Annotated in this window: 25 protein-coding genes and 1 riboswitch; of the genes, 13 read left to right on the top strand and 12 right to left on the bottom strand. The window is 69.5% G+C overall.

Features of this window, described 5'->3' with window-relative positions; all coding sequences use genetic code 11:
* The first annotated feature begins 19 nt into the window (after positions 1 to 19).
* The 5 genes from ROP_RS24935 to ROP_RS24955 all read left to right on the top strand — a co-directional run bounded on the left by ROP_RS24935 (position 20) and on the right by ROP_RS24955 (position 5,540).
* A complete protein-coding gene (locus ROP_RS24935) occupies positions 20 to 1,231 on the top strand; it encodes an ROK family transcriptional regulator (protein ID WP_015888776.1) in 1,212 nt (403 codons plus the stop codon).
* A gap of 286 nt (positions 1,232 to 1,517) precedes the next feature.
* Positions 1,518 to 2,585, top strand: coding sequence for a PhnD/SsuA/transferrin family substrate-binding protein (locus ROP_RS24940; RefSeq protein ID WP_015888777.1), 1,068 nt, complete (start codon positions 1,518 to 1,520; stop codon positions 2,583 to 2,585).
* Positions 2,582 to 3,439 carry an ABC transporter permease gene (locus ROP_RS24945; protein WP_015888778.1) on the top strand — a complete coding sequence of 286 codons (858 nt, stop codon included), beginning with the start codon at positions 2,582 to 2,584 and terminating at the stop codon, positions 3,437 to 3,439. Before ROP_RS24940 ends, ROP_RS24945 begins: the two co-directional genes overlap by 4 nt.
* A complete protein-coding gene (locus tag ROP_RS24950) occupies positions 3,415 to 4,149 on the top strand; it encodes an ABC transporter ATP-binding protein (RefSeq protein ID WP_015888779.1) in 735 nt (244 codons plus the stop codon). The genes ROP_RS24945 and ROP_RS24950 overlap by 25 nt, the downstream gene beginning before the upstream one ends.
* 11 nt (positions 4,150 to 4,160) lie before the next feature.
* A complete protein-coding gene (locus ROP_RS24955; RefSeq protein WP_015888780.1) occupies positions 4,161 to 5,540 on the top strand; it encodes an LLM class flavin-dependent oxidoreductase in 1,380 nt (459 codons plus the stop codon).
* A 22-nt stretch (positions 5,541 to 5,562) separates the two neighbouring features.
* Here ROP_RS24955 and ROP_RS24960 read toward each other — a convergent pair whose 3' ends face one another.
* Together ROP_RS24960 and ROP_RS24965 are read right to left on the bottom strand one after the other, a co-directional pair.
* The gene (locus ROP_RS24960) at positions 5,563 to 6,546 is read right to left on the bottom strand and encodes an alpha/beta hydrolase (RefSeq protein WP_015888781.1); all 984 of its coding nucleotides are present in this window, start codon (positions 6,544 to 6,546) and stop codon (positions 5,563 to 5,565) included.
* Between the two features lie 139 nt (positions 6,547 to 6,685).
* Entirely contained in the window at positions 6,686 to 9,004 is a 2,319-nt protein-coding gene (locus ROP_RS24965; RefSeq protein WP_015888782.1) for a helicase-associated domain-containing protein, read from the bottom strand.
* Positions 9,005 to 9,064: 60 nt separating this feature from the next.
* On the opposite strand from ROP_RS24965, the gene ROP_RS24970 reads away from it, so the two are divergent.
* Positions 9,065 to 9,253, top strand: coding sequence for a hypothetical protein (locus ROP_RS24970; protein ID WP_015888783.1), 189 nt, complete (start codon positions 9,065 to 9,067; stop codon positions 9,251 to 9,253).
* Positions 9,254 to 9,319: 66 nt separating this feature from the next.
* On the opposite strand, the gene ROP_RS24975 is transcribed toward ROP_RS24970, so the two are convergent.
* The 3 genes from ROP_RS24975 to ROP_RS24985 all read right to left on the bottom strand — a co-directional run bounded on the left by ROP_RS24975 (position 9,320) and on the right by ROP_RS24985 (position 11,019).
* Positions 9,320 to 9,901 (bottom strand): transglycosylase family protein, encoded by a 582-nt coding sequence (locus ROP_RS24975; RefSeq protein WP_015888784.1) that lies wholly within the window; start codon positions 9,899 to 9,901, stop codon positions 9,320 to 9,322.
* Positions 9,902 to 9,909: 8 nt separating this feature from the next.
* Positions 9,910 to 10,123, bottom strand: a riboswitch (cyclic di-AMP (ydaO/yuaA leader).
* 237 nt (positions 10,124 to 10,360) lie between these two features.
* Positions 10,361 to 10,735, bottom strand: coding sequence for a YccF domain-containing protein (locus ROP_RS24980; protein ID WP_015888785.1), 375 nt, complete (start codon positions 10,733 to 10,735; stop codon positions 10,361 to 10,363).
* A 44-nt stretch (positions 10,736 to 10,779) separates the two neighbouring features.
* Positions 10,780 to 11,019 carry a hypothetical protein gene (locus tag ROP_RS24985; protein WP_015888786.1) on the bottom strand — a complete coding sequence of 80 codons (240 nt, stop codon included), beginning with the start codon at positions 11,017 to 11,019 and terminating at the stop codon, positions 10,780 to 10,782.
* Between the two features lie 169 nt (positions 11,020 to 11,188).
* Between ROP_RS24985 and ROP_RS24990 the strand changes: the two genes are divergently transcribed.
* Positions 11,189 to 11,599: a cold-shock protein gene (locus tag ROP_RS24990; RefSeq protein WP_005255275.1), complete on the top strand. Its 411-nt coding sequence runs from the start codon at positions 11,189 to 11,191 to the stop codon at positions 11,597 to 11,599.
* A 63-nt stretch (positions 11,600 to 11,662) separates the two neighbouring features.
* Here ROP_RS24990 and ROP_RS24995 read toward each other — a convergent pair whose 3' ends face one another.
* The 3 genes from ROP_RS24995 to ROP_RS25005 all read right to left on the bottom strand — a co-directional run bounded on the left by ROP_RS24995 (position 11,663) and on the right by ROP_RS25005 (position 14,706).
* On the bottom strand, positions 11,663 to 12,148 hold the full coding sequence (locus ROP_RS24995) for a DUF2771 domain-containing protein (protein WP_043825281.1): 486 nt from the start codon (positions 12,146 to 12,148) through the stop codon (positions 11,663 to 11,665).
* Positions 12,149 to 12,154: 6 nt separating this feature from the next.
* Entirely contained in the window at positions 12,155 to 13,825 is a 1,671-nt protein-coding gene (locus tag ROP_RS25000) for an MFS transporter (protein WP_015888788.1), read from the bottom strand.
* Between the two features lie 71 nt (positions 13,826 to 13,896).
* Positions 13,897 to 14,706: a glutaminyl-peptide cyclotransferase gene (locus ROP_RS25005; protein ID WP_015888789.1), complete on the bottom strand. Its 810-nt coding sequence runs from the start codon at positions 14,704 to 14,706 to the stop codon at positions 13,897 to 13,899.
* Positions 14,707 to 14,744: 38 nt separating this feature from the next.
* On the opposite strand from ROP_RS25005, the gene ROP_RS25010 reads away from it, so the two are divergent.
* The 3 genes from ROP_RS25010 to ROP_RS25020 all read left to right on the top strand — a co-directional run bounded on the left by ROP_RS25010 (position 14,745) and on the right by ROP_RS25020 (position 18,854).
* Positions 14,745 to 15,578 carry a DUF3027 domain-containing protein gene (locus ROP_RS25010; protein ID WP_015888790.1) on the top strand — a complete coding sequence of 278 codons (834 nt, stop codon included), beginning with the start codon at positions 14,745 to 14,747 and terminating at the stop codon, positions 15,576 to 15,578.
* 176 nt (positions 15,579 to 15,754) lie between these two features.
* Positions 15,755 to 18,322: a hypothetical protein gene (locus ROP_RS25015; RefSeq protein WP_015888791.1), complete on the top strand. Its 2,568-nt coding sequence runs from the start codon at positions 15,755 to 15,757 to the stop codon at positions 18,320 to 18,322.
* Entirely contained in the window at positions 18,312 to 18,854 is a 543-nt protein-coding gene (locus ROP_RS25020; protein WP_015888792.1) for a phosphatase PAP2 family protein, read from the top strand. The genes ROP_RS25015 and ROP_RS25020 overlap by 11 nt, the downstream gene beginning before the upstream one ends.
* A gap of 45 nt (positions 18,855 to 18,899) precedes the next feature.
* Here ROP_RS25020 and ROP_RS25025 read toward each other — a convergent pair whose 3' ends face one another.
* On the bottom strand, positions 18,900 to 19,151 hold the full coding sequence (locus ROP_RS25025; protein ID WP_015888793.1) for a DUF2530 domain-containing protein: 252 nt from the start codon (positions 19,149 to 19,151) through the stop codon (positions 18,900 to 18,902).
* A 76-nt stretch (positions 19,152 to 19,227) separates the two neighbouring features.
* Between ROP_RS25025 and ROP_RS25030 the strand changes: the two genes are divergently transcribed.
* The 3 genes from ROP_RS25030 to ROP_RS25040 all read left to right on the top strand — a co-directional run bounded on the left by ROP_RS25030 (position 19,228) and on the right by ROP_RS25040 (position 22,724).
* Complete coding sequence (locus tag ROP_RS25030; protein WP_015888794.1) at positions 19,228 to 20,682, top strand: NCS2 family permease; 1,455 nt, start codon at positions 19,228 to 19,230, stop codon at positions 20,680 to 20,682.
* 33 nt (positions 20,683 to 20,715) lie between these two features.
* The gene (locus tag ROP_RS25035) at positions 20,716 to 21,147 is read left to right on the top strand and encodes a MarR family winged helix-turn-helix transcriptional regulator (protein WP_015888795.1); all 432 of its coding nucleotides are present in this window, start codon (positions 20,716 to 20,718) and stop codon (positions 21,145 to 21,147) included.
* Between the two features lie 245 nt (positions 21,148 to 21,392).
* Positions 21,393 to 22,724, top strand: coding sequence for an MFS transporter (locus ROP_RS25040; protein WP_043826786.1), 1,332 nt, complete (start codon positions 21,393 to 21,395; stop codon positions 22,722 to 22,724).
* Positions 22,725 to 22,740: 16 nt separating this feature from the next.
* Here the strand turns inward: ROP_RS25040 and ROP_RS25045 are convergent, their stop codons facing one another.
* Genes ROP_RS25045 through ROP_RS25055 form a run of 3 tightly spaced genes read right to left on the bottom strand, consistent with a single transcriptional unit; the run spans position 22,741 to position 26,482 of the window.
* Positions 22,741 to 23,595 carry an FAD binding domain-containing protein gene (locus ROP_RS25045; protein ID WP_015888797.1) on the bottom strand — a complete coding sequence of 285 codons (855 nt, stop codon included), beginning with the start codon at positions 23,593 to 23,595 and terminating at the stop codon, positions 22,741 to 22,743.
* Positions 23,592 to 25,958, bottom strand: coding sequence for a xanthine dehydrogenase family protein molybdopterin-binding subunit (locus tag ROP_RS25050; protein WP_015888798.1), 2,367 nt, complete (start codon positions 25,956 to 25,958; stop codon positions 23,592 to 23,594). The genes ROP_RS25045 and ROP_RS25050 overlap by 4 nt, the downstream gene beginning before the upstream one ends.
* Positions 25,955 to 26,482, bottom strand: a complete 528-nt coding sequence (locus tag ROP_RS25055; protein ID WP_015888799.1) for a (2Fe-2S)-binding protein — start codon at positions 26,480 to 26,482, stop codon at positions 25,955 to 25,957. Before ROP_RS25055 ends, ROP_RS25050 begins: the two co-directional genes overlap by 4 nt.
* Positions 26,483 to 26,540: the final 58 nt, after the last annotated feature.

The raw sequence follows: 26,540 nt of genomic DNA on the forward strand, positions 1-26,540 counted from the left end.
CGCGCGGCGAGGGGGAACGATGGCGCGAACCCAGCCCGTCACCCGGCGCGGCGCCGGACGTTCCGGCGCCGGCGCGGGCACGGTGCTGCGTACGGTCCTCGACAGCGGGCCGATCGCACGCAGCACGATCGCCCGCGTCACCGGACTCTCACCCGCGACGGTGACCACGGCCAGCGCGCAGCTCGTCGACCACGGCCTGCTGCGCGAACTACCGGAGATCGCGGGTCCCACAGGGCTCGGACGGCCACACGTGCCGGTGGACGTCGACGACAGCCGTTACGTCGTCTACGGCATCCATCTGGCGATCACGCACGTGACCACCGCATTGCTCGACCTGCGCGGGCAGGTGCTGACGCGGTCCCGCGATCCGCACTACGGGCGGGGACCGGAAGAGGTTCTGCGGAACGCCGTGACGACCCTGGAGGCGCTGGCCGTCCGGCACGGTGGGCCAGCGGTTCCGATCGGTGTCGGTTTCGCGGCGGGCGGCTGGATCGACTCCGAATCGGGTGTGGTGCGCGATCATCCGATCCCGGGATGGAACGGGTACCCGGTGCGCGCGGATCTCGAGCGCCGCACTGGCCTGGACGTCCGGATGGATTCGCACGCACGCGCTCTCATCGACGCCGAGGTGCTGTTCGGGGAACCGAGGGCGCGGGAGAGCGTGGTGCAACTCTTCGTCGGGAACATGGTGGACGCCGCGTTCGCGACCGGCGGCGTAGTCCACCACGGTCCTCGCGCGGCGGCCGGCGCGGTGGCGCACGTGCCCGTCGAGAACAGTGCCGAGGAGTGCGCCTGCGGGCGCACCGGGTGTGTGCAGGCCACCCTGTCGGATCGGGTGCTGGTGCGCAGGGCGATGGAGCTGGGCATCATCGAGCGGCCGATCTTCCGTGACCTTCTCGACGCGGGCCGTCGCAGGCACCCGGAGGCGCTGGCCCTGTTCACCGAACGCGCGCACGGTGTCGGGGTGGTGGCGGCGCGCCTGCTGGATCTGTTCAATCCGGAGGTCCTCATCGTCTGCGACCAGAGTGTGAGCGGGATTCCCGGTTGCCTGGACACAGTACGGTGGGCGGTCGCGGAGTCGTCGGCGACCTGCGACGATCCCTCGTGGTCCGTGCTGCCCACCAGCTTTCCGGGACGGGCACTGCCGGTGTCCGCCGGTTCCGTGATCCTCGCGGAGCTCTACCGGGCGCCGCTCACCAGCTTCGTGCGGCCGCTGGCCGGAATCTCGTGACGCGCATCACAGGTCCGGAGTTAATTCGGTGGGAAGCAATGTTGACGGGGATTGTGCTGGATCGCAAGGATATTGGTGTGAACACCTCGATGTCCGACAGCGTGAGTACCACCTCGTGTCGCTCCGGTGCCTGTTGTCGCCGCTCGCGACCGGCTCGCGTCTGACGTCTCCGGCCTGACGCCGGCCGAAACATTCTTCCGTTCTTCCTTTCTCGCTCCTGCGCGGCACCCGACCTACTGAGTCCCGGGGTGCCCGACCGGAGATCACATCCTTCGAAGGATCAATCATGTCCAGTTCACACGTGTCTTCCGCCGGGTACCGGCGACTCACGCGCGCCGCCTTCGCCGGCGTCGTGGCGCTCGGGCTCGCGTCCTGCTCCACCGGTTCCTCCGGCGAGCTCGCGCTCGATGATGCTGTCCCCGATCAGGTTCCGGACGGAACCTCGCTCAGCGTGTCGATCAAGACCACCCGGCTGCAGCTCGAGGCGACCGACCAGACCGCCGATCTCCCGTTCACCGTGTCGGACTGGCCGGACGTCAGCGCCGGACCCGACGTGATCCAGGCCTTCCGCGGCAACGCGGTCGATCTGGCCACCAATGCCGCGATCCCGCCGATCCAGGCGCACGCCACGGGGCTCGACGCGAAGATCGTCGCGGTCCGGGAGAAGGAACAGCCGCAGTACGTGCTGGCCACCGCCCCCGGCTCGGACATCGCGGAACTGCCGGACCTGCGGGGCAAGAAGATCGCGTTCTCGCCCGGGCAGGCGCAGGGTGTGGTGATCCTGCGGACGCTGAAGGCGCAGGGCCTGACCACGAAAGACGTCCAGCTCGTCGAGCTGCCCAGCCCGCAGTTCCTCACCGCGCTGCAGTCGAAGCAGGTGGATGTCGCGCCGCTGTCGGAGCCGACGGTGACGAAGTACCTGAACCAGTACGGTCCGGACGGAGCGAAGGCGTTGCAGACCGACGCGGTGGACGCGCTCACCGTGCTCTGGGCGCCGGTGGAGGTCCTGCAGGATCCGGCCAAGGCCGCGGCGATCAAGGCGTTCATTCCGTTCTGGAGCCGCGGGGAGATCTGGGCGTGGGAGAACCAGGACGCGTGGATCCAGAAGTACTACGTGGAGAGCGAGCAGGTGTCGGCCGAGGACGGCAAGCGCATCGTCGCCGCCGTCGGGCAGCGGCCGTCGTACCCGGCAAACTGGGACGCGGCCGTCGAGTGGACGCAGGACACCGTCCAATTGCTCTCCGACGCCGGCTACTTCAGTGAATTCGATGCGAACGAGCTGTTCGACCGCCGATTCGAAACCGTCGCCGCCGACGCCGTCCCGACCGAATACCGAGGCGGTGTGCAGCGATGACCAGCATTCTCTCCGCGCCCGCACCGGCCCGTACGGTCGCCCCCGGTCTCGACAGGCCCGGCGCCGCCGACCGGCAGATCCGCCGCCTCGGCCTGCGCAAGGGTCTCCCCTTCTCCCGGCTGGCCGGGGTGCTGCTTCTCCTCGCGGTGTGGGCGGTGGGCAGCCTGGCGGGCATGATCGACGCGCGAAAGCTGTCCGCGCCGTGGACGGTGGTCACCACGGCCGTCGACCTGATCTCCACCGGCATCCTGCAGGAGCACATCGCCGCGTCGTTGAGCCGCGCCGCCGTCGGGTTCGTGTTCGGTGTGGTGATCGGGACGGCCCTGGCCGTCGTCGCCGGTCTGACACGTTCCGGTGACGCCCTCATCGACGGGCCGATCCAGCTCAAACGGGCCATCCCGACGCTCGGCCTGATCCCGCTGCTGATCCTCTGGCTCGGCATCGGCGAAACGTTCAAGATCGTGATCATCGCGCTCGGTGTCGTCGTCCACATGTACATCCAGACCCACAACTCGCTGACGTCGATCGACAACCGGTACGTCGAACTCGCCGAGATCCTCGGGCTGTCCCGGGCCACGTTCATCCGCAAGGTGGTGCTGCCGGGTGCGATGCCGGGATTCTTTCTCGGACTGCGTCTCTCGGTGACCGGTGCCTGGCTCACCCTCATCGTCGTCGAGGGAATCAACGCGGTGACCGGTCTGGGGAAGATGATGTACAACGCGCAGAACTACGGCCAGTCCGACGTGATTCTGGTGGGGCTCGCCGTCTACGGCATCTTCGGTCTGCTGTCCGACGCCGTCCTCCGCTACATCGAAAGGCGGTCGCTGTCATGGCGCAAGACGCTCGCAGGCTAGAACTCGCCGCCGTGCAGGTGCGGTCCCTCGTTCGCGGATTCGGCGACAAGACCGTCCTCGACCACCTGGACCTCGACATTCCCGAAGGCCAGTTCGTGGCCCTGCTCGGCAAGAGCGGGTCCGGCAAGAGCACACTGCTGCGCGCGCTCGCGGGCCTCGACTACGACGTCGAGGGCCGCGGCGGAACGCTCACCGTGCCCGCGGAAGTGTCGGTGGCTTTCCAGGACTCACGGCTGCTGCCGTGGCTGCGGGTGCTCGACAACGTGACGCTCGGGCTGGGCCGCACCGGCACGAGCAGGGGCGCCTCCGCCCTCGCGGAGGTGGGGCTCGCCGGCCGCGAGAAGGCATGGCCCAGTGAATTATCCGGCGGTGAACAGCAGCGGGTGGCGCTGGCGCGGGCGCTGGTCCGCGAGCCTCAGCTGTTCCTCGCGGACGAGCCGTTCGGCGCCCTCGACGCGCTGACCCGGATCAAGATGCACGCGCTGCTGCAGGAGTTGATCCGCCGCCACCGCCCGACCGTCCTGCTCGTCACCCACGACGTCGACGAGGCGATCGCGCTCGCCGACCGGGTGCTCGTCCTCGACCGCGGGCAGATCGTCGTCGACGAGATCGTCGACATTCCGAGGCCGAGAGCGCTCGGCGACAGCAAGTTCCACGAGTTTCGCAATACGCTGCTCGGCGCCCTCGGCGTCGAGGTAGCGGCACAGTGAGGAGTTACACCATGAGTTCGTCACCACAGCGCCGGCTGCATCTCAACGCATTCCTGATGGCGATCGGACACCACGAGGCGGCCTGGCGCCTGCCCGAGAGCGACCCGAACGCCAACCTCGACATCAAGCACTACATCTCGCTGGCGCAGACCGCCGAACGCGGAAAGTTCGACTCGGTGTTCCTCGCCGACAGCCCGGTGCTGTTCAGCAATCCGGAACGCAGGCCGAGCGGCAAGCTGGAGCCGACCATCATCCTCACTGCGATCTCCGCGGCCACCGAGAAGATCGGCCTGATCGCGACCGCGTCGACCAGTTACAACGAGCCGTACAACCTGGCGCGGCGGTTCGCGTCCCTCGACTTCGTCAGCAGCGGCCGCGCCGGCTGGAACATCGTCACCACCGCCGGCGCCGACGCCGCGCAGAACTTCGGGCTCGACGACACCCCCGCACACCGCAGCCGCTACGAGCGGGCCGCGGAATTCGTCGAGGTGTCCACCAAGTTGTGGGACAGCTGGGAGGACGACGCCATCGTCGCGGACAAGGACGTCGCGATCCACGCCGACTCCGCCAAGGTCCACGTCATCGAGCACGAGGGCCGGTTCTTCAAGGTGCGGGGACCGCTCAACGTGCCGCGGTCGCCGCAGGGATACCCGCTGCTCGTGCAGGCGGGATCGTCCGAGGACGGAAAGGATTTCGCCGCCCGCTACTCGGAGGCCATCTTCACCGCCCAGCCCACCCTGGACGAAGGGAAGGCGTTCTACGCCGACGTCAAGGACCGCGTCGCGGCAGTGGGAAGGGACCCGGAGCAGGTGCTGATCCTGCCCGGCATCGTGCCGGTCATCGCGGACACCGAGGAGGAGGCCCGTGAACTCGAGGCCGAACTGGAGCGGCTGATCTCGCCGGAATACGCCCGGAAGCAGTTGGCGCAGCGGTTCAATCTCGAACCCGAGCAACTCCCGCTCGACGAGGAACTGCCCGACGACCTGCCGTCCGAGGACGAGATCGAGGGCGCGAAGAGCCGGTACACGCTGATCGTGGACCTCGCCCGCCGGGAGAAGCTCACCGTCAGGCAACTGATCGGGCGACTCGGTGGCGGTCGAGGTCACCGCACGTTCGCGGGCACCCCGCTCCAGGTGGCCGACACGATCGAGCACTGGTTCCGCAACGGCGCCGCCGACGGGTTCAACATCATGCCCGCCGTCCTGCCGTCCGGGCTGGAGAAGTTCGTCGACTCCGTGGTCCCGATCCTGCAGGAACGCGGACTGTTCCGCACCGACTACACCGAGACCACGTTGCGCGGGCACTACGGCCTGCCGCGGCCCGCAAATCAGTTTGCGGTCGAGAAGGATGGCCTCCGGCCCCGTGAGTACTTATCAACGTCCCGCGGTTGACAAGTACTCACGGGCCGCAGGCCTACGCGCCGATCGACGCCTTCATCATCGGGAGCATCGCCCACAGCTGGTCCTGCCAGTAGCCCCAGCTGTGGGTTCCCGTCGCCGGGAAGTCGTAGTGCGCCGGGATGCCGAGGGTGTCGAGCCGCACCTGGAAGGCACGGTTCTGGGCCAGCGCGATGGCCTCGAGTCCCATGCCGGTGCCGACGTTGAAGACGTCGATCGCGGACTGCGGCTGATCGTGCGGGCCGGGGAGGCCGGCACCCGCCGAGATCCACATCGGCAGCCCGCGCATCAGCGGCGCCGCGACGAACGGGTCGTTCCGCAGCCAGGCGGGATCCCACGGCGGGCCCCACATGCAGTCGGCGTTGTAACCACCGGAGTCGAGCATCGCGATGCGGATCGCCTCACGCATGCCCGGCGCCGACAGGTTCAGATATCCCGACATCGACCCGGCGAACGTAAACTGGTCGCGATGGTAGGCGGCGAGGATCAACGCCGCGTTGCCGCCCATCGACAATCCGGCGATGGCGTTGCTGGTGCGGCTGATGCCGTAATTGTTCGCCAGGAAGTCGGGCAGGTTCTGGGTGAGGAATGACTCCCATTTGTACGTGTACGGCTGCCCGTTGGTGTTGCTGGGCGCGTACCAGTCCGTGTAGAAGCTGGACTGTCCGCCGACCGGTTCGACCACGGTGATCCCGTGATCGGACAACCACGCGGCGTTGGTCTCGTGCTCCCACCCGCTGACGTCGTTGGTGGCGCGGAGTCCGTCGAGGAGGTACACGGCCTTGTTGCTGCCGTTGTTCGCGAGCCACATGCGGATCTTGATCTGCCCGACCCCGCCGGGTGCGTCGACCCAGTGCTCGCGCAGACGGCTGTACGGGTCGGCGGACGCCGTCCCGCCGCCGACGAGGACGAACGCGAGAGGCAGCACCACCACCGCAATCATCAGCCGGACGACGCCCCGTAACCAACCGTGTAACGGCTTCGTTGCTGTGACACTCATGGTTCTGCCTCCTGGAAGTCGTCCCCGGCCAGGTACATACCAGCAACACGGTATTGCGCGGCCCGGAATTCCTCGGCGTTTGCGCGGAATCGTTATCCGAGCTGTGAGTACTTGTTAACGTCCCGCGGTTGACGAGTACTCACGGGTCGACGCGGGCGACCGATGTGATGCGGTGGAGGGTGAACCGGCGGACCGCGCCGCTCGCCGGGTCGAACGCGTCGAGCTGGCCGCCGCCGACGCTGACCGGGTCGACGATGCGGTGCGTCGCCACACCCTGCGCGTCGACGTAACCGATGGTCACGCTGGAGCGTTCCCGCGCCGCAGCGTTGAGCAGGGCGATGGTCGCGGCGCTGCTGGCCCGCGACCCGTCGGACCGGATGCCGCCGGAACCGCGGGCCGACGCCGCCAGATCACCGGCGCGCAGGGTTCGGACGACGGCGTCGAGCTGGGCATCCGTGGCCACGGCGGGGGTGCGGGCCGGGGCCTTGCGCCGGGTCACGACCCGGGCGCCGCGCGGGCGCAGGTCGACGAGGGCGCCGGACGAGTCCTCGCCCGCCGGCGCGAACCCGGCCGCCCGCAATTCGCCCAGCACTTCCCGCAGCGGTGCCTGCGACACCGCCACCGTCGGAGCCAGCGCGCGCAGGGCCAAAGATGCAGCGACCGGTGACGCCAGGACCTCCGCGAGCAGCGTCGGGTCCTCGCAGCGGACGAACGACGCCGCGACACCGGCCCGGAGCCGGCCGTGGCGCCGCGCGACGTCGTCGATCAGATACGACAGCGACTGCGGGACGGGGGTGCGCGACCGGGTCGCGAAGAGGCTGTGCAGTTCGGCCGCCGTCATCCCGACGTCGAGGGCGCGCCGCACGCTGTCCTCGCTGATCCGGTACATCGACGCCGCACCGGCGGACTCGATGTCCGCGACGAGGGTGATCTGCTCCAGCAGGTCCGGGGTCAGCGGTCCCGGGGCGACGACGGTGAGGTCGGCCTGCACGAGGACGTGGTCGACGGGTTCGGGCAGCGACGCGTGCATCTCGGACTCGGCGTCGCCGCCGTGGAGCAGCGCTCGTCCCGGGGAGCTGAGCGCGCCGCGGGCGACGAGCCCGAGGGTCGCGGCCTCCTCGAGGGTGCGTTCCACCGCGTGGACCCGCAGCCGGGCACCCCAGCGGGGCCGGCGCCAGGCCAGCAGGCGACTGACCTCGGCGGGGTCGGCCGAGTGCCCGCTGCCCAGTTCGGCCAGCAGCCCCAGGATCGCCTGCCGATCCCGCGGCGCGGACGGCGCGCGCACCTCCTCGGACAGCGCGGCCACCGGTTTGTCGTTGGCGTCGCGCATGCCGATGAACCACGCCATGCGCGGCAGTTCCAGCCACGCCGCGGCCAGGGCATGCCACCGCCGGGCGACCGGGGCGGTCAGCCAGTTGTCGACGGCGGTGGTCGGGGCCCAGTAGTTCTCCCCGGTGTCGGTCGTGGGGGCCGGGTCCGGGGTGCCGCTCGCGATCAGTCCCGCCGCCGACAGCAGTTCGACGAGCAGGCTCAGCCGGTTCTCGTCGATGCCGGACGTCTTGGCGATCCGCCGCAGTTCCCGGACCCCGAGACCTCCCGCCCGCAGAGCCGGTGCCGGGATCTCGCCGAGCGCCTTGACGACGTCCTCGCAGTGGCGAACCAGTTCGAGAGCCTCACCGGCGGCGGCGGCGTTGATGTCGGCCGGCTTGTGTTTGCGGCCCGCCACTCCGGGCGCGGCCAGCGAGGTGGGGTCGAAGACAGCTTCCCCGCGCAGGACCTGCCGCACCTGGAACGGCAGTTCGACGGTCTCGTCGTCGATCCACCGCAGCAGCCCGGCGGCGAGGAGCCGCTGAACGGGACGGTCGGGAGGTGTCCCGGGAGCCGCGTCCCGGGTGCGCCCGATCGAACTCGACTTCGCCAGGGTCTCGAGGATGTCCCGTTCGGCGGTCTGCAGTCCGGCCAGCGCTGCCGTGATCCCGGCTTCGTCGAGCGTCTCGACGGGTTCGGCGCTGCGCCCGACGCGCCACGGGATGGCGGCCACCACGGCGGGAACGATCCGCAGCGACGTCTTGTCGCCCCAGACGATCCCGACGGACCGCAGGCCGTCGAGGGTGGCGTCGACGGTCTTCTTCGTCGCCCGCGACCCCACCGCCTCCTGCAGGGTGGCCCGGGGCACGGGCACCTCGTCGGCACGCCCCAGTGCCAGGAGTTCGAGGACACCGAAGTCCAGGGACGTCAGGTTGTCGGCCGCACGGGCGACCGAGGCCCGTTGCTCGGCGCGGCCGGCGAGGACGGCGATCGTGGCCGGCGGCGGGACCGCGAGATCCGGGCGCCTCCGGAGCAGATCCGTCAGTTCGGCGTCGCTTCGAGCGGCCAGCCAGTCCGCGAGCGTCGCGGCGCCGCGGGGGGAGACTGCGGTGCCGTTGGTGCTCGCGGTGGTGTCGTCGGTGTCGGTCATCGACTATCAGATTAGAGACCTGGGCTGTACGTCGCCGAATGCTCCTGTCAAAATGGCACCGTGGCTAACAATTCGAAGAAGCAGTACGTGGATCCAGGGTGGCCCGAAACCGCCGATGGAGATCACGCCGTGACCGAACTGTCGTCGACCCGTGCGGGCGGATTGTCCCCGTTCGGCGAGGACACCGAGTTCCCGTTGCCGGCGGAGTCGTTGCCGTACGCGCACCCGCACACGGTGATCAACCGCTGACCACGCGACAGAAGAGGGGCCCTGCACCGGATCGGTGCAAGGCCCCTCTTCTGTGAGGTGCGGGGATTACTGCGGGAGCAGTCCCTTGTTCGCGTCGATGAGCTGCAGGATCTGGGGATCGATCGCGATGCCCTGGGCCTTGACGGCCTCGATCGCGCTGTCGACGACGCCCGCGTACTGCGAGGTGCCGTTGGTGCTGGGGACGCCGCCGGTGATGTCGGGGAGTGCCGGCGCCGCGGGGGCCTCGGGCACGGTGGCGGGGGCGGTGCGCTGGGTGGGTGCGCTGCTCAGGCCGAGGCTCGAGGAGCAGGACGGCCATGCGCCCCAGCCCTGGGAGTCGAGAACCTTCTCGGCGACGACGATCTGCTCTTCACGCGAGGCCTGGTTGGCGGTGGCTGCGTACTGGGTTCCACCGTGTGCGTTCCAGGTGCTCGGGGAGAACTGGAGTCCGCCCTGGAAGCCGTTTCCGGTGTTGATGCCCCAGTTGCCGCCGGACTCGCACTGCGCGAGGCGGTCCCAGTCGGAGTCGGGTGCCGCGTTCGCGGTGCCCGAGAAGGCTGCTCCGGCGACGCCCATGATGGCGCCGGTAACGGCGACCTTGGCGACGGTGCGGCCGGTGGTGGTGGGCTTGCGATGGCGTCCGCTCATAGTGGTCGAGATCCTCTCCACACGCGCCTGCGAGGTCAGCTGTCGGGTTCGGGCTGAGAGGTCGCCCGGCCTCGCCTCTCCTGGCTGGAGAGGGTCTGGCTTCACCCCAAGATCCGACTGTGCGAGGCACATTCGGACCGGTGTCCGTCTGGAAACTTGCGTTCCCTGGAGGACTTTGGGTCCCCCGTCCTCGTCCCTGAAATGCTTCGTCGGGACTCCGGTACCCGCGGGACGAGGTTTGGCGCGGCGGGCCGGACGTGGCCGATGTTTCCTCGGCCGGTGACGACGGTAACGGGCCGAGGCCGCAGTGTCACCATTTGATAACGCGGAGTGTCTTCGCCTGTTGCGGGGCCGCATTCGGCGCGCGGGAACTCTTCCCAGCTAGTGGGGGCGAGACGCGCGTATCCCCGAGCTGTTGCCCTTCCGTTACCCGGTCGTTATGTGAGGAAGCTCACAGCGTTACGGAGCGTCGACGATGTCCTTGCCGAGGGGCATGAGCGAGATGGGAATCATCTTGATATTCGCGACGGCGAGCGGGATCCCGATGATCGTGATCGCCATCGCGACGGCCGTGACGATGTGCCCGATCGCGAGCCACAGACCTGCGATGATGAACCAGATGACGTTGCCGATCAGCGAGGCGACCCCGGCCGTCGGCTTGTCGATCACGGTCTTCCCGAACGGCCACAGCGCGTAGACCCCGACCCGGAACGACGCGATGCCGAACGGGATCGTGATGATCAGGATGCAGCACAGGATCCCGGCGACGAAGTACCCCAGCGCCAGCCACAGACCGCCGAAGATCAGCCAGATGATGTTGAGCAGAATTCTCATGATCGTCCCCTCGGTGGTCGGGAATGCATCGGTGGTCGGGTGTGTCAGCGCGAGCGTCTGCCCTGACTCAGCGCCGCGACGATTCCGAGGAGGAATCCGATCGGGCAGGCGAGGGCGATGAGGTAGAGAACGAGACCCGGTTCGGAATCGGAGAGCACCGGGGTCAGGAAGATCGCCACGATCGCGACGAAGCCGATCGCGAAGAGGGCGAGCGCGACCCGCAGGAGTCCGTCGCCCCTCCGGGGTGTCTGAGGAGTGCTCGAAGGAGTCGATTCGTGGGCCACACCAGCAACGATAGTGCCTGGAAACCCGAATGCCGGAGGGGGTGGGTCCAAGGTAGACTGTGGGCACTGCGCGTCCCGCACCAGAGGTGGGGCGCGCTGTTTTGCATACCAAGTGCAACCAATACCAAGTGCAACCAACTGCACTCCAAGTGATGAGCGGGTGAACGCGGTGCCGACCGGCAAGGTGAAGTGGTACGACGTCGAAAAGGGCTTCGGCTTTCTGTCGCAGGAGGAGGGGGAGGACGTCTATGTGCGTTCGTCCGCTCTTCCCGAGGGCGTCGAGGGCCTCAAGGCCGGTCAGCGTGTCGAGTTCGGTATGGCCGCCGGTCGGCGCGGACCCCAGGCGCTGAGCCTGAAGGTGCTCGACCCGGCGCCGTCGCTGCGTCAGAACGCCGCGCGCAAGGAGCCGTCCGCCAAGAAGCACACGCCGGACGAACTGCACGGCATGGTCGAGGACATGATCACGCTGCTCGAGGCGAAGGTCCAGCCGGACCTGCGCAAGGGCAAGTACCCCGACCGCAAGACCGCCCAGCGCATCTCCGAGGTGGTCCGCGCCGTCGCACGCGAGCTCGACAGCTGATTTTCCGAGAAGAAGGGCCCCGCGCTGCGACAGCGCGGGGCCCTTCTTCGTGAGCGTGCCGTTCTACGCGGTCTTGATCGACCAGGCGGCCCGGGCCTGCGTGAGCCCCTGCTCGTCGATGACGGCGGACGGCAGCTGGATCTCGACGCCGGCCAGTTGCAGGTCGTCCGACGAGGGCACGGTCACGGCGCGGGTCTCGCCGGCGCGGTGCGCCTGTTCCTGGACGAGGACCTGGCCCGAAGAATCCTGGTAGACGACCAGCATCCGCCACGGCGCGTCGACGATCTCCGGCGGCAACGACAGCTGCAGCGACGAGCCGGGGGGCACGTCGAGTTCGGCGATGTCGCCGGTCTCGCAGTCCTCGAGGTACAGGTTGCAGTAGCCGAGCGGGGCGACCTGCTCGGCCCGGTCGTGCGCGAAGGCCGTGATCTCGGGCAGGCGGGGCGAGGAGTTGCGGACCAGTGTGTAGAGGACTCCGACGAAGGCCACCAGGACCACCACCAGGCCCACCGTGATCAGTGCCAGGATCTTCTTGGTTCGCGCCTGCATTCTCACTTACTTCACATTTCCTGTCGATCGGTCGGCCCGGTGGGTCGAGAGGTGCTCGGTCACTTCTTGTTCGGCCAGGTCGGGGCGTTTTCCTCCGAGCCCCGGCAGGAGGGTGCTGCCGCGGTACGTGAGGATGGTCTGGACGAGCCCGACGGTCATGACGGCGGAGACCACCGAGAACCCGATCCAGTATTCGGTGGGCAGCAGGACGCCCAGCGCGCCGCCCACCACCCAGCTCAGCTGTAGAACGGTCTCCGACCTTCCGAATCCGGACGCGATCGACTCCTCGGGCAGGTCGTGCTGCAGCGACGCGTCCAGCGACACCTTGGCCAGGGCGCTGGCGGCCGACGCGACGAGCGTGGCGAGGGCGGCGGTCAGGAGATTGTCGGTGATCGCGGCGAGGACGGCGATGATCCACACGGCACCCGTGCAGCGCAGCACGATGAGGGCCGGGCGGCCCAGCTTGATCCGGGCGCCCGCCGCGTTTCCGGCGAAGTTGCCGATGCCGGCGGCCGCGCCGACCAGGCCGAGCATCGCGGCCTGGACCAGCGGCTCGTGGTCGGTCTTCGACTTCGCGACGAACGCGATGTACAGCGTGAGGAACCCGGTGAGCACGCGGATGGTGCTGTTTCCCCACAACCCGGTGATGACCGCGCGGCCCAGCGGTTGCCTGCGTTTGCCGGTCTTGGCGGTGGCCGGGGCCTCGGGCTGCAGCACGCGGGTGCGTCCGATCACCTCGGTCGGGTGTTCGTCGCCGTGGTACGTGAGGGTGGCGGGGACCTCGCCTTCGGTGACCTCGACCCACGACGGGATCCGCATGGAGAGGTACGCGCCGAGCGCGGTGATGACGGCCGCCAGCCACAGCGCGCCCACGGAACCGGTGGCCATGGCCAGACCACCCGCGAGGGCGCCCGCGCCGATGGTTCCGCCGAGCAGCCCGAACACGGTGAGCCGGGAGTTGACGCGCACGAGGTCGATCTCCGGTGGCAGCACCCGTGGCGTGACCGCACTCTTGAGCACCGAGAACGATTTGCTGAGCACCATCATTCCGAGCGCCGCCGGATACAGCACCCAGCTGTCGAAGTTGAAGACGAGAACGATCGCCAGGATCGTCCGGAGACCGAACGACGTGGCCAGCGCGACGCGGCGGCCGTGCTGGAGACGGTCGAGCATCGGACCGATCAGGGGAGCGATGACGGCGAACGGGGCGATCGTGATCAGCAGGTACAGCGCGACCTTCGTCTTGTCCTCGCCCGTCGCGGCCGAGAAGAACAGCGTGTTCGCCAGGGCGACGGCGATGGCCGCGTCGGTCGCGTTGTTGGCCATCACCGCGTAGGTGAGCGCAGTGAGTCCCGACTTGTCCGCACCGTCCGCCTTCGCGGCGCGGTGGAACGTCGCGATGCCCTTGTTGGTGAGTTCCCGGCTGCGCATCGCCGCCACCCGGGTGACGGTGAGCTTGCGCGGCATCGGCGGCGCCTTGGGGGCGTCCGCCCGCTCCTCGTCGGACCGGGGACGTTGCCCGCCGCCGACCGGGTGCAGGGGCGGCAGCGGCGTCCGCCGGCCTCCCGGGCGGGCCGCCGGCGGGTATTTGTCGTAGCCGGGATGAACGGGGGGCCCGGAATTCTCGTCGGGAGCCCGACCGCCGTCAGGCTCGTGGGGTTCGCGCGGTCCGGTCACTCCCTAATTCTGTCCTAGTCGGGAGACATGCGACCACAGCAACCCCGGCCAATGCTGGTCAGATCGGCCTGTCAGGGAACGAACCGCACCTCGAACATGGCCGGCCAGTACTTTCCGGTGACGAGGAACCGGTCGGTTCCCGGGATCTGGGCGATGCCGTTGAGGACGTCGACGTCCCGCGGGCCGGGCGGAAGCGCATCGCGGACGGCGGAGGCGTCGATGTCCGCGGTGACCCGCCCGTCCGACGGATCGATGCGGACGAGGGTGTCGGTGGTCCAGACGTTCGCGTAGATCGCGCCGTCGTCCGCGCATTCGAGTTCGTTGAGCCGGGAGACGGGGTTTCCGTCCTGCACCACCTGCACGCTGCGCCGGGGCTCGAATGTGACCGGGTCGCGGAACGTGAGGGTGGGGGAGCCGTCGCTCGTGACCAGCGCGCCGGGCAGCGCGCAGATGCCCCACCCCTCGCCGTCGAACGGGACCCGCCGCTGTTCGGCGAGTGTCGCGCGATCCCGGACGACGGCGACCCCGTCGCGCCACGTCAGCTGCCAGATCGTGTCGCCGCTCACCGTGATGCCCTCGCCGAACAGGGGAGACGGCAGTTCGGCGCGCACCCGAACGGCGCCGCTGTCGAGGTCGGTGGCCTGCACCCAGGATTCGCCGGGGCGGCCGGTGCCCTCGAGCAGTTCGGTGCCGTCGATCTCGAGTCCCTGGGTGAACGCGTTCGGGTCGTGGCCGACGGTGCGGACGATCTCGGTGTGAAGGTCCGCGCGGGGCGCGCCCGCCGCCACCGGGCTCTGCGGCGAGCATGCGGTGACCATCCATGCCACCGAGAGCAGGGCCACCGCGAGCAGGGCTGGGACGAGGTGCCTCCGGCCGGTCATCGGACCAGCATGACAGCCCAGGTGGGCACGCACTTGCGGTGGTGCGGCAAACTGGTGGTGTGAGTGTTGCTTCTTCCGACGAGCGCGCAGTTGCGCGTCCCGTACTGACCGACGCCGTCGAGCTCGCCCGAACCGCAGTGGTCGAACTGCAGGAAGGGGGAGTCGGCGACTACCTGGGCGTCACGTCCGAGGACGAGTGCGCCGCGACTCACCGTTTCGTTGCGGACCTTCCCGGCTACCGGGGCTGGCAGTGGGCGGTGGTGGTGGCCGCCGATCCGGAGTCGGACCGTGCCACCGTCAGCGAGCTCGCCCTCCTCCCCGGACCCGACGCCCTGGTGGCGCCCGACTGGATTCCGTGGGACCAGCGGATCCGCCCCGGAGACCTGTCCGCGGGCGATCTGCTGGCACCGCCGGCCGGTGACCCCCGCCTCGTCCCCGGCTATGTCGCGACGGGTGACCCCGAGATCGACGACGCCGCCCTCGAACTGGGCCTGGGCCGTAAGCAGGCGCTGAGCCTCGAGGGTCGCCTCGACGCCGCCCAGCGCTGGCACGACGGCGACTACGGCCCCGATTCCGAGATGGCCAAGGCCGCGCCGTCGACGTGCGGGCTGTGCGGTTTCTACCTCCCGCTCGCCGGCGCCCTGCACGGGGCGTTCGGCGTGTGCGGCAACGAGATGGCCGCCGACGGGCACGTCGTCGACGTCATGTACGGGTGCGGCGCCCACTCCGACACCTCGCTGCCCTCGGGCGCCGGTTCGCCGCAGTACGACGCGTACGACGACGGCGCCGTCGAGGTCGTCGAGCAGGCCGACACCGAGACGGGGGCCGCTGCCGAGGTCACCGAGGCCGAGGAATCCGCATCGACCAGCTAGCCGATCCTTTCGGCACCGCCGCACTGAGGGATTCGACGCTCCTCGCGTGGCGCACGTCCCCGACCCGCCTGCGGGAGGACGCCGCGGCCGAATCCGACCTGGCCCGGGCCGGCTACCGCGACCGGCTCCTCACCGAGCTGGCGCAGAACGCGGCCGACGCCGCGGCCCGCGCCGAAGTGCCCGGTGAGCTGTCCGTGCAACTCGACGGACGAGTCCTGAGCGTGTCCAACACCGGCACACCGCTGGACGAGCCGGGAGTGCAGGCGCTGGTCGCGCTGCGGGCGTCGAACAAGTCCGGGACGACCGTCGGCCGGTACGGCGTCGGCTTCACGGCGGTGCTGTCGGTGAGCGACGAGGTCGAACTGCGGTCGACGTCCGGTTCGGTGCTGTTCTCCGCGGACCGCACCCGGGCGGAACTGCGGGACCTCGACGGCGCCGACCCGGGCGCGGGTGTGCCTGCCCTCCGGCTGGCGTGGCCCACCGGGAACCGCCCCGCCGCCGGCGCGGAGTCGGAAGTCGTGCTGACGCTGCGCGAGGACGTGGACGCCGAGTCGCTGCTCGCGTACATGGCACGCGAGGCACCCGACCTTCTGCTCGAACTCCCGGCGCTCGTGTCGATCACCGTGGGCGACAAGCAGTTCCGCCGGCGCGAACGGCCACTCGATTCCGGGCTGACCGAGGTCGCGATCGGCGACGACCGCTGGTGGCAGTACGAGTCCGGGCGGGCACGTTGGCTCGTCCCGGTCCGGGACGGCGTCGTCGCACCCGTGACCGAGGACGTCCTGCGCGCCCCCACCCGGTCGGACGAGGAACTGTCGGTACCGGCGATCCTCGTCGCGGACATCGCCATGCAACCCGACCGCAGGCGGATTCTGCCCGGCGCCGCGATCGCCGAATTGGCCACCGGATACGCCGAGTTCGTGGCCGCGATGCCGCCCGAACAGCGACTGTCGCTGGTTCCCGTCCCCGCGTTCGCACGCAGCGAGGTGGACTCCGCGTTGCGGGACCACCTCGTCGCCGAACTCCGGGAACAGCCCTGGCTGCCGACCGTCGACGGCACGGACAAGGCCCCGGGCCGGGCGTCGGTGGTCCCCGGGCTCACCGACGAACTCGCCGAACTGCTCGCCGAGATCGTCGACGGACTGGTCGTCCCGGATCTGTCCGGCCCCCGCTGGGCGCCTGCGCTGGCCGCGGTCGACGCCCATCGCCTCGGCCTGGCCCGCCTCACCGAACTCCTCAGCGGCGCCGAGCGCGCACCGTCCTGGTGGCAGCGCCTGTACGCCGCGCTCGAACCGCTGGCCGTCGACGCCCTCGCTGCGGAGGAACTGGCGTCGATCCCGGTCCCGCTGTCCGACGGCCGCACCGTGACCGGACCGCGAACGGTGTTGCTGGGTCACGACATCGACGGTGTGCTGGGTGTCGACTGGACGAGGCTCGTCCACCCCGACGCCGCGCACCCGCTGCTGTCGAGGCTCGGCGCGAAGACCGCCACGGCCGTCGACCTGCTCTCGGATCCGGCGTTGCGCGCCGAGATCGAGGACCTCGACCCCGACGACGCGGCGGCGGCCGAGGAACTGTCGAGCGCGGTCCTCGCACTCGCCGGCCGCGTCGACCCCGGCGTTCTGCCGTCGTGGCTCGGTCTGCTGCCCCTGCCGGATGTCGACGGGGAGTTGCGCGGCGCGGACGAACTGCTGTTGCCCGGTGCGCCACTCGCCGAGGTCCTGGTGGACGACTCGCCGTTCGCGGGCGTGGACTCCGCTTTCGCCGAGCGGGTCGGGGAGGACGCCCTCCGCGCCGTGGGCGTCGGCTGGGGCTTCACCGTGCTGCGTGCCGAACTCCCCACCGGCCCCGACCACGACCTCGACGACGAGGACCGCTGGTGGGACACGCTCGACGACGACCCCGACGTGATCGGCGCGGTACGCGACCTGGACCTGGTGGACGAGGACCGCTGGCCGCAGGCGCTGACGATGCTCGCCCGGGACCCGGCGACGCGTCCGCTGCTCGCCGACCGCGCCGGGTACACGGCCTGGTGGCTGCGTCACAACGCGGAGTTGGACGGTCAGGTGCTCGGTCTGCTCCGCGACGCCGCCGACGAGACGTTCGCCGGACTGCTCGACCCCGTCGAGCACCCGGAATCCGCCGTGTTCGCCGCAGCGCTGGCCCCCGCGACGGTCGACTCTCCCGAACTCGCGCAGCTCCTCCTGGATCGACTGGCCGATCCGGACCGCGAACCGAGCCCGGCGGTGATCGCGCGGGCGCACAGTCTGCTCGCGGCCGCCGCGGCCGCCCATCTTCTCGACCTCGAGGAACTTCACCTGCCCGAACACGTGCGCGGCCTGACGGGCGCACTCGTCGACCCCGGCGACGCCCTGGTGCTGGACGCACCGTGGCTGGCCGCCGCGGTGCCGCGCGAGCGCCTGGTGGTGGGAAGCCTGGACACCGCCGAGGCTCTCGCCGATCTGCTGGACCTCCCCCTCGCGTCCGCGGCGATCCGCGGCACCGTCACCGGTTCCGGCCGTGAATCCTCATGGGACCGCGAACCCGCCGCCGTGCTCGCCTTCGCCGCACTCGGCCGCGACCTGCCGCACGGTACCGTCGTCGTCCATCCCCGGCTCACGGTGAAGCTCACAGGCGCGGTCGACACCGAGATCGCGGTCCCGTGGTGGGTGGACGAGCAGCGAACCACCCATTGCTCCGAGTCGTGGGCCGAAGGCACGTGGGGCGCCGCCGGTGTTGTTTGACCAGAGCGTGCTCGACAGTGCGGTCGAAGACCGCGCACCCTGGCTGATCGACGTCGTCACCGTCGTCACGCACAGCGGCGGAACCGTCGCGGCCTGGATCGTGTCCACCGTCCTGACCGCGGTCCTCCTGCTGCAGGACCGCCGGCGGGAAGCCGTCCTCGTCGCCGGCGCGATGCTGTCCGGTCTGGCCGTGATGACCGCGCTCAAGAATCTGTTCGAGCGGCAGCGCCCCCCACTGCCGGATCGGCTGGTGGAGATCTCGTCGTTCTCGTTCCCGTCCGGTCACGCGATGATGACCGCGATCCTCGCGAGCGTGGTCGTCGCCGTCATGCTCCGGGTGGTGCTGGTGCGGCACGTCCGGATCGCGCTCGTCGCCCTCTTACTGCTGTACACGCTGGCGGTGGGCCTGTCGCGCGTCTACCTCGGCGCGCACTGGATGACCGATGTCCTCGCCGGGTGGGCGTTCGGCGCGCTGTGGGCGGCGTTCTGGATCCTGCTGACCCGCAACCGGCCCCGCAGCGCCCGGACCTAACGAAGATCGAGTCCCTGCTGTATCACTCGAGCAGTCCCTGCTGTATCACTCGAGCAGTCCCTGCTGTGCCCCTCGGCTGCCGCGCCGCGCCGCCCGCCGCTGCAACGCGAACAATCCGTACCCGAGGAATCCGACGACGACCCCGGCTATACACGTCGGAAGCGCATCCGACCACCGGTCGCCCGTGACGATCACCACGACCGTCGCGACCGCCCACGCGGTGGTTCCCAGGATCAGCGCAGGTCGCGGATCGGCGAGGCGCTGAGTGAGGGGTCGGCGATCTGCGGTTTCGTTCACCGAATGAACGCTACCCTCGCCGTGGTGCCCTAATCTCCAAGGGCGACGCGCGACTTCTGGCGATGGGGACTGAACAATGGGTGCTGCTCCGAAACTGCTCGACAACTACTTCAAGATCACCGAGCGTGGTTCGACGGTAGGCGCGGAGATTCGCGGCGGCGTGGTGACGTTCGTCGCGATGGCGTACATCGTGGTGCTGAACCCGCTCATCCTCGGCAGTTTCTCCCCGGACGACGCCGTCGCCAAGACGGACGTCCTCGGCAACATCCTCCCCGTGAACCAGGTGGCCGCGGTCACAGCCCTGGTGGCGGGGCTGATGAGCATTGTCTTCGGGGTCGTCGCGAACTACCCCTTCGCGATCGCGGCGGGCCTCGGCATCAACAGCCTCCTCGCCGTCACCATCGCGCCGCAGGTCACCTGGCCCGAGGCGATGGGTCTCGTCGTGATCGACGGGGTCATCATCGTCGTGTTGGCGCTCACCGGTTTCCGGACAGCCGTCTTCAATGCCATTCCCGCCGAGCTGAAATCCGCCATCGCCGCCGGTATCGGCATGTTCATCGCGTTCATCGGTCTCGTCGACGCCGGGTTCGTGCGGCGCATCCCCGACGTCGCGGGCACCACCGTTCCCGTCGGCCTGGGCATCAACGGATCGATCTCGTCCTGGCCGACCGTGACGTTCGTGTTCGGTGTGCTGCTGATGGGTGTCCTGGTGGTGCGTAAGGTGCGCGGCGGTCTGCTGATCGGCATCGTCGTCACCACCGTGCTGGCCGCGATCATCGAGGCCGTCGCCGGCGTCGGACCGTCGCTGGGCGTCAACCCCCACGGCTGGAACCTCAGCGTCCCCGCAGCTCCCGATGTGCTGGTGGAACTTCCGGACCTCAGCCTCGTCGGCGACGTCAGCATCTTCGGCGCGTTCACTCGCATCGGCGTACTGGCGGCCAGCCTGCTGGTGTTCACGCTCGTGCTCGCCAACTTCTTCGACGCCATGGGCACGATGACCGGGCTCGGCAAGGAGGCCGGCCTCACCGACGAGGACGGCAACCTGCCCAACGTCGGACGGGCCCTCGTCGTCGAGGGCACCGGCGCGATCGTCGGCGGCGGGGCCTCCGCGTCGTCGAACACGGTCTTCGTGGAGTCCGCTTCGGGTATCGCCGAGGGCGCCCGCACCGGACTCGCGAATGTGGTGACGGGACTGCTGTTCCTGGCCGCGATGTTCCTGACCCCGCTGTATTCGGTGGTGCCGATCGAGGCGGCCGCGCCCGCGCTGGTCGTGGTGGGCGCGATGATGATCGGCCAGGTCCGCGACATCGACTTCACGAAGTTCTCGATCGCGTTGCCGGCGTTCCTCACGATCGCCGTCATGCCGTTCACGTATTCGATCGCCAACGGCATCGGCGTCGGTTTCGTCTCGTGGGTCGTGCTCAATGCTGCGAGCGGTGGTATCAAGAAGATTCACCCGTTGATGTGGGTGGTGGCGATTCTGTTCGTGGCCTACTTCGCGGTCGAACCGATCACCGACGCAGTAACGTAAACGGCGGCCGATCGGTCCCGTATTGTCATTCCCGTGACCACGGATACGCGAGCACTCGCCAGCGACCTTTCCCTGGCTGTCGTGCGCCTCACGCGTCACCTGCGTGGGCGCCGCGTCGACGCCCAGGTATCGCTGACCCAGCTGTCGGCTCTGGCCACTCTCGCCCGCGACGGCGCCATGACGCCGGGCAATCTCGCGGCTCGCGAGAAGGTGCAGCCGCCGTCGATGACCAGGGTCATCGCGTCGCTGGTCGAACTGGGACTGGTCGAGCGGGCACCGCATCCCACCGACGGACGCCAGATCATCGTCACGCTGTCGGACGCCGGTCACGCGCTGATCGCCGACGAGACCCACGCCCGCGAGGCGTGGATGAACGAACGGCTGTCCGGGCTCGACGAGTCTCAGCTGAAGACCCTCCGCGACGCGGTCGGCATCATCACCTCCATCGTCGCCGAGTCGGAGTGAACCGCCGCGGCGCAGTGGCAGCTGCCCAGTAGTACAACGGCATTCGGCTCCCCGTAGCCCGGGTCCGGTCTCCGTTGCCGCGAAGTTGCGGAGCAAACCATCTGCCGGAGAACACAATCGGAGTTCCCGGCGGTACGGCCGCCGAGGCGCACAGGGGCAGGTCGAGGGCGTTCCGGTGACGGGAGCAAGATGGAAGGGTGCCGCCCGAACCCGAGACCACCGCCCCAGACCAGCCGAAGACCGGCATGTTCGTCGCTCTCCGCACCCGGAACTACCGGTTGTGGGCGTCGGGGCAGATCGTCTCCCTCGTCGGCACGTGGATGCAGCGGGTCGCACAGGACTGGCTGGTCCTGACGTTGTCGAACGGCAACGCTCTCGCGGTCGGGATCGTGATGGCACTGCAGTTCGGCCCGACCCTGTTCCTGTCCGTGTGGGGCGGCGTCCTCGCCGACCGGTACGACAAGCGGCGGATCCTCATCGCGACCCAGGTGTCGATGGCGTTGTGCGCGCTGGTACTCGGCTTGCTCGACGTCGGCGGACTGGTGGCCCTGTGGCACGTCTATCTCATCGCGTTCGTGATGGGCTGCGCGTCCGCGATCGACGCGCCGACGCGGCAGTCGTTCACGATCGAGATGGTCGGTAAGGACGCGCTGCCCAATGCGATCGCCCTGAACTCGATGACGTTCAACACGGCCCGGATCATCGGCCCGGCGATCTCCGGTGTGCTGATCACCCTCATCGGCACGGGCTGGGTGTTCCTGCTCAACGTGGGCACGTTCACCGGTGTGCTGATCGCCCTGCTGATGATGAACGCCCGCGAACTGTTCACGGCCCCGCAGGCCGAACGTGGGAAGGGGCAGGTCCGGGAGGGTTTCCGCTATGTTTGGGGGCGCACCGACCTGCGGGTGCTGATGGTGGCGGTCTTCATGGTGTCGACGTTCGGTCTGAACTTCCCGATCAGTCTCGCCGTTCTCGCCCGCAACACGTTCGATCGCGGCGCGGACGCCTACGGACTCCTGTCGACGACCCTCGCCGTCGGCACCCTGGCCGGCGCCACGATCGCCGCGAAACGCAGGACCCCGCCCCGGCTGCGCACGTTCCTCGGGGCCGCGGCCACGTTCGGGGCGTTCGAGATCCTGGTCGGAGTGATGCCCACCTACGCGCTGGTGGCGATCATGCTCGTCCCGACCGGTGCGCTCACCCTGACGTTCACGACGGCGGCGATGAACATCCTGCAGATGTCCGTGCCGTCCGAGATGCGCGGCCGGGTGATGGGCATCTACATGCTCTGTTTCCTCGGCGGCACCCCGCTGGGCAGTCCCGTTCTGGGCTGGCTGGCCGACGTCCTCGACCCCCGCGCACCGCTCGTGATCGGCGGCGCGATCTCCCTGGTCAGCGGCATCGGCGCGGCGCTGTACCTGATGCGGCACCAGCGGGTGCGGCTGAAGGTGCGCAGACCGGACGCCGGCCGCTACCTCCCGGTGATCGAACTGCGCAACGTCCTCGAACCGCGCCCCGTGGTGGTCTGCGACGCCACGGAGCAGGCTGTGGAGGCCGGCCGCGACCCGCGGTCCTGACGCCGAACCGAGCCGTTCAGACGCCGACCGCCGTCGCCACGGCCCGCCGGGTCAGCACCCTCGCGAGGTGGGTGCGGTACTCGGCGTCGGCGTTGCCGTCGGTGACGGGGTCGGTGCCCTCGGCGGCGTGCTCGGCCGCCGCCCGGATCGACTCCGGGTCCGCGGCCTTCCCGACGAGCGCGTCCTCGACGCCGCGGGCGCGCACCGGCACCGACCCCATGTTGGTCAGTGCCACCCGCGCCTGCCGGATCGTGCCGCCGTCCACCTGGATCGTCGCGGCCACACCCACGATCGACCAGGCCTCCGCGACCGTGTTGAATTTCTCGTACCGCGCCTCCCAGCCGGTGTGCTTCGGGATCCGTACGTCCACGAGGATCTCGTCCGGTCGCATCGTGGTGGTGTAGTAACCCTCGAAGAAGTCGGCGGCCGGAATGGTCCGTCTGCCGCCGGTGCCCACCACGGTGAGCGTGGCGTCGAGGGCCAGCGCGGGTCCGCACAGGTCACCCGCCGGATCGGCGTGCGCGAGAGCGCCGCCCAGCGTGCCGCGGTGCCGGATCTGCGGATCGGCCACGGTGCGGCTCGCCTCCACCAGCAGCAGCGCGTGCTCGTGGACGAGCGGATTGCGGATCACGTCGTAGTACGTGGTCATCGCGCCGATCACGACGGCGTCCCCGTCTTCGCGCACGCCGCGCAACTCGGCGATCCGGCCCAGGTCGACGAGGGTGCTCGGCGAGGACAGCCGCAGCCGCAGGACCGGCAGCAGGCTCTGGCCGCCCGCGAGGATCTTGGCGTCCTCGCCGGCCTCGGCGAGCGCGGCGACCGCCTGCTCGACGGAGGTCGGGGCCACGTAGTCGAAGGTCGACGGAATCATCGGGCACCTCCCTGGATCGCGTTCCAGACCCGCATCGGTGTACACGGCATCTCGATGTCGCGCACCCCGAACTGCCGGACCGCGTCGAGAACGGCATTGACGACGGCCGGGGTGGACGCGATCGTCCCCGCCTCGCCGACCCCCTTGACGCCCAGCGGGTTACCGGTGGCGGGGGTCTCGGTGCGGCCGGTGGTGAACGTCGGCAGATCCGCCGCCGACGGCACGTGATATTCGGCGAAGGAACCCGACAGCAGGGTGCCGGCCTCGTCGTACACGGCCTCCTCGTACAGGGCCTGCGCGATGCCCTGGGCGAGTCCGCCGTGCACCTGACCCTCCACGATCAGCGGGTTGACCACGTGCCCGATGTCGTCGACGCACACGTACGAGCGGATGCCGACCTTCCCGGTCTCGGTGTCGACCTCCACCGCACACAGGTGCGTGCCGTGCGGGAACGAGAAGTTCTCCGGGTCGTACGCCGCCTCGGAGTCAAGGTTCGGCTCCACGCCGTCGGGCAGATCGTGCGCGGCGAACACCGCGAGCGCGACGTCGGCGATGCCGACCGCCTTCTCGGTGCCCTTCACCCGGAACCGGCCTTCGGTGAACTCGAGATCGTCCTCGGCGCACTCCATCAGGTGCGCCGCGATGGGTCTGGCCTTGGCGATCACCTTCTCGGCGGCCTTCACCACCGCGATCGCACCGACCGCCAGCGACCGGGAACCGTACGTGTCCATTCCCCGCGGCGAGGTCTGGGTGTCGCCGTGCAGCACCTCGACGTCCTCGAACGGAACCCCGAGCTGGTCCGCGACCACCTGGCTCCACGCGGTCTCGTGGCCCTGGCCGTGGGCGGAGGAGCCGGTGATCACCTCGACCTTGCCGGTGGGCAGCATCCGGATCGCCGCGTGTTCCCACCCGCCGGCGCCGTAGGCCAGCGCGCCGAGGGTGCGCGACGGCGCCAGCCCGCACATCTCGGTGAACGTGGACACCCCGATGCCCAATTGCACCGGGTCTTTCCGCTCGCGGCGCTCGGCCTGTTCGCGGCGCAGCCCGTCGTAGTCGAACAATTCCTGCGCGTGCGCGGTGGCGGCCTCGTAGTTGCCGGAGTCGTATGTCAGGCCCGCGACGGTGTCGAACGGGAACTCCTCGTGGGTGATCCAGTTCTTCGCCCGCAATTCCAGTGGGTCCAGCGACAACTCGGTGGCGAGTTCGTCCATCATCCGCTCGATCGCGAACGTCGCCTCCGGGCGCCCCGCCCCGCGGTACGCGTCGGTGGGCACCTTGTTCGTGAACACGTTGGTGCACGTGAAGTGATACGCCGGGAACTTGTAGATGCCGTTGAACATGAACGCACCCAGGATCGGCACGCCCGAGGTGACCAGCCGCAGGTACGCGCCCATGTCGGCGAGCAGTTCCACCTTCATTCCGGTGACGGTGCCGTCGCGGCGGGCGGCCAGCGTCAGCTTCTGGATCTGGTCGCGACCGTGGTGGGCCGCGAGCATCGATTCGCTGCGGGACTCGGTGTACTTGACCGGTTTGCCCAGTCGCCGCGCGACGAGCAACGCGATCACCTCCTCCGGCGTCACCTGCAGTTTGCCGCCGAAACCGCCGCCGACATCCGGGGCGACGACGCGCAGTTTGTGCTCCGGGATGCCGAGCGTCATCGCGAGCATGAGCCGCAGGATGTGGGGGATCTGCGTGGCCGACCACATGGTGATCTGGGCGCCGGTCGGGTCGACCACCACCGAGCGGGGTTCCATGAACGCCGGGATGAGCCGCTGCTGCCGGAACGTGCGTTCGACGAGCACCTCGGCGTCGCGGATGGCCTGCTCGACGTCGCCGCCGGTACCGGCCTCCGCGGAATCGAAGGTCCAGGTGGCGCTGACGTTCGTTTCGAGATCGGGGTGCACGAGGTCGGCGCCGTCGGCGGCCGCGGCTGCGAGGTCCAGCACGACGGGAAGGTCGTCGTAGTCGACGTCGATCGCCTCGAGTGCGTCGTGCGCCTCGTAGGCGCTGCGTGCCACGACGACCGCGACGGCCTCGCCGGCGAAGTTCACCCGGTCGACCGCGAGGGACGGGGCGGGCGGCGACTTCATGTCCGGGGTGATCGGCCAGGCGCACGGAAGGCTGCCCTGTTCGTCGGCGAGATCGGCGCCGGTGAGGACGGCGACGACACCGGGCATCTCGCGGGCGGCGGCGGTGTCGATTCCGGTGATGCCGGCGTGCGCGAACGGGCTGCGCAGGATCGCCAGGTGCTGCATGCCGGGCAGGACGAGGTTGTCGGTCCAGCGGGTGCGGCCCGTGACCAGATGTTCGTCCTCCTTGCGCGTGCGGGCCTTGCCGATTTCGGGTTCGGCGGTGGCGGTCATCGCACACCCCCCTGCGCGGTGTCCGTCTTCGGGGCACCCGCGGGTGTTTCCGCGGTGCCGCCGCCGCGCAACCGCTGCGCCGCGTCCTGGACCGCGCTGACGATGTTCTGGTACCCGGTGCAGCGGCACAGGTTGCCTTCCAACCCCAGCCGCACCGTCCGCTCGTCCGGGTCGGGTTCCTCGGCGAGCAGATCGAGGGTCTGCATGATCATGCCGGGTGTGCAGTAGCCGCACTGCAAGGCGTGGTTGTCGCGGAACGCCTGCTGCACGGGATGCAATTTTCCGTCGCGGGACAGGCCCTCGACGGTGAGGACGTCGCCGCCGTCGGCCTGCACCGCGAGCACCGAGCAGGACTTGACGCTGTGACCGTTCAGGTGAACGGTGCACGCCCCGCAGTTTCCGGTGTCGCAGCCGATGACCGTGCCGACCTTGCCGAGCCGGTCCCGAAGATAGTGGACGAGCAGCAGTCGCGGTTCCACCTCGTCCGTGTATGCCGTTCCGTCGACGGTGACAGTGATGCGCATCGCGCCTCCAAAGCAGAGAGCCTCAGGTGATACGTCCTACTCTGCGCCGACCGGGCCC

It is taken from the genome of Rhodococcus opacus B4, from assembly GCF_000010805.1.
Taxonomy (GTDB): Bacteria; Actinomycetota; Actinomycetes; order Mycobacteriales; family Mycobacteriaceae; genus Rhodococcus_F; species Rhodococcus_F opacus_C.